General features: G+C 61.3%; 2 protein-coding genes. One reads left to right on the forward strand and one right to left on the reverse strand.

The window, feature by feature from the left end:
- Positions 1-825 (reverse strand): arginase family protein (locus tag NW835_RS01675; protein WP_414414348.1); only part of this gene is annotated, 825 nt, incomplete at its 3' end.
- A 36-nt stretch (positions 826-861) separates the two neighbouring features.
- On the opposite strand from NW835_RS01675, the gene NW835_RS01680 reads away from it, so the two are divergent.
- Positions 862-1,614, forward strand: coding sequence for a DUF561 domain-containing protein (locus tag NW835_RS01680; RefSeq protein ID WP_414366154.1), 753 nt, complete (start codon positions 862-864; stop codon positions 1,612-1,614).
- The last annotated feature ends 576 nt before the right edge of the window (positions 1,615-2,190 follow it).

Here is a 2,190-nt window from a genome sequence, read left to right on the forward strand (position 1 = left end):
CACCGTCAGGTAAACCTGGGATCCCAGCGTGGCGATCACCTCGGGGATCCAGTCCTGGGCTGGCTTGCCGTGCAGGCTGTGGGCAAAGAAGGTGTGCAAGCGGTGCCTGCAAATGGCCTGGCGGTCTTCGGCGCAGAGGGAGCGGATCCCCACTTGGGTGAGGCGGCCGCCCACTTGCTCCACCACACGGGCCATGGCGGAAGCGTGGGAGTAGCGGGATCCCTCGTAGCTGTCTCTCAGGTCGCAGTGGGCATCGATCTGCAGCACGTGCAGTTCTGGGTAGTGGGACAGGTGGGCGGCAATCAAGGGGCCAGTGATGGAGTGCTCCCCACCAATGGAGAGCAGAAACCGCCCTGGCCTTACCCACTCGGCAGCGCGGCGCTGAATTGCGGCCATGGCCAACTCGTGGGCGTCCAGCCCCTCGAACTCCACTGGCGGGGCCGTCCAGTAGCGGGAGGTCTCTGCGGCAAAGTCGGGGTGGAGGGCCGGCTGGCAGTCTCTCACCTCGTCGTAGATCTCTACATAGGCAGAAGCCTGCAACAGCGCCTGAGGGCCTTTGGCCGTGCCTTTGCCGTAGGAGGTGGTGGCCTCGTAGGGGATAGGCAACACAATGGCTTGGGCCAGCTCCGGATCCGGCTCAGCCAGGCCCAAGAAGGGGAAAGGAGAGCGGTACATGGCAAGAGCAGAAGAGGGGATCCCTATTGTATTGAAAGATCTTGGGATAGCCCGCAAAAATTGGGGTAACCGGCCAAGGGCGGATCCCTTGTAGGATGGCAGCAAACCCTCTAGACTGAGCAAAGGTTGCCCCAGCCGATTTGCTTTCACTCCTCTTGTATCCCGTTTCAACAAGCTAACGAGCCTATGACCACAGCCTCTCAAGCTGCCCTTTTCGACGCCCTTGCCCGGCGCCGTGCCCTCAAGATCATCAGTGGCCTGCAAAACTTCGACCTGCAGTCGGTGCTGAAAGTCACCCGTGCCGCCCAGGAGGGAGGAGCCACTTGGGTGGACATCGCCGCCAGTCCCGAATTGGTGCAGCAGGTGCGAGCGCAAATTGATCTGCCCATCTGTGTGTCGGCGGTGGAGCCGCAGCAATTGGCTGCCGCTGTGCAGGCGGGGGCCGACATGGCCGAAATCGGCAATTACGACAGCTTCTACCCTTCGGGCCGCATCTTCTCCGCTGCGGAAGTTCTAGAGCTCACCCGCCAAACCCGCTCTCTGCTGCCGCGCACCCTTCTGTCGGTAACCGTTCCCCACACGCTGCCTTTGGATCAGCAGGCGGAATTGGCCGAGAAACTGGAAGATCTGGGGGCCGATCTCATCCAAACCGAGGGCGGCACCAGCGCTGAGCCCCGTCACGGCGGATCCCTAGGCCTGATTGAGAAGGCTGCCCCCACCCTGGCTGCCGCCTATGAGATCAGCCGGGTGGTCTCGCTGCCGGTCATCTGCGCCTCTGGCCTCTCAACGGTGACGGTGCCCCTAGCCATCGCTGCCGGCGCTTCAGGAGTGGGGGTGGGCAAAGCTGTCAGTCGCCTTCAGGATGAAGTGGCCATGGTGGCCCAGGTGCGAGCCCTCAGGGAAGCTTTGTCTGAAGCACGGGTGCCGGCGCTTGTTTGAATTGGATGGGAGAGTCCTTTTCCCGGTGGGGTGGCTGTGCGCCACCTCTTAGAGTTTTGGCCTTGGCCGATCTAAGGGGGAGCCGGTTGCAGGCTAGAAAGGCAGCTTCTGGAAGAGAGCGGCAAGTGGCAACTGGAAGCCAGGGATCACCTCTTCCCGATCGAGGGTATCTGCGGACTTCAGCAGGCGCTTTGGCTCGTGGGCGGAGCGATAGACCAACACAGAGGGATAGCTTGGTGGCCCCGTACTCAGCGCTCCGCGCCGCTGACGCGAGTAGGGCGGGGCGGAAAAGTCCGTCAGAAATTTTAGTTGCTCATCAATCGTATAGTTGTCACCAAGGTGAGCCTCTAAAACGGTGAAAAACCCGACTGGTGGCAAGCGTTCGGGGGAGATTAATCTCTCAGCCAACCTGCAAGGAGTCCGTCCCGCTGACGCGAACAGAAAAGTCAGCAGAACTTTGGGGATTTGCTTCAAGGAATTGGCTAGAGGCGTCTTGACAACACCGTTACGGGTTCAGCAACGGACTGCGATGAACTACCCCACCGCGCAGGCGGGTGGGGTTTCCCCATCCGCTTT

It is taken from the genome of Synechococcus sp. OH2 (assembly GCF_047462155.1).
In the GTDB taxonomy this organism is placed as follows: domain Bacteria; phylum Cyanobacteriota; class Cyanobacteriia; order Thermostichales; family Thermostichaceae; genus Thermostichus.

What these genes read in the sequence shown, in the direction of transcription:
- NW835_RS01680 (WP_414366154.1), top strand. Translation starts at nt 862, where the DNA reads ATGACCACAGCCTCTCAAGCTGCCCTTTTCGACGCCCTTGCCCGGCGC.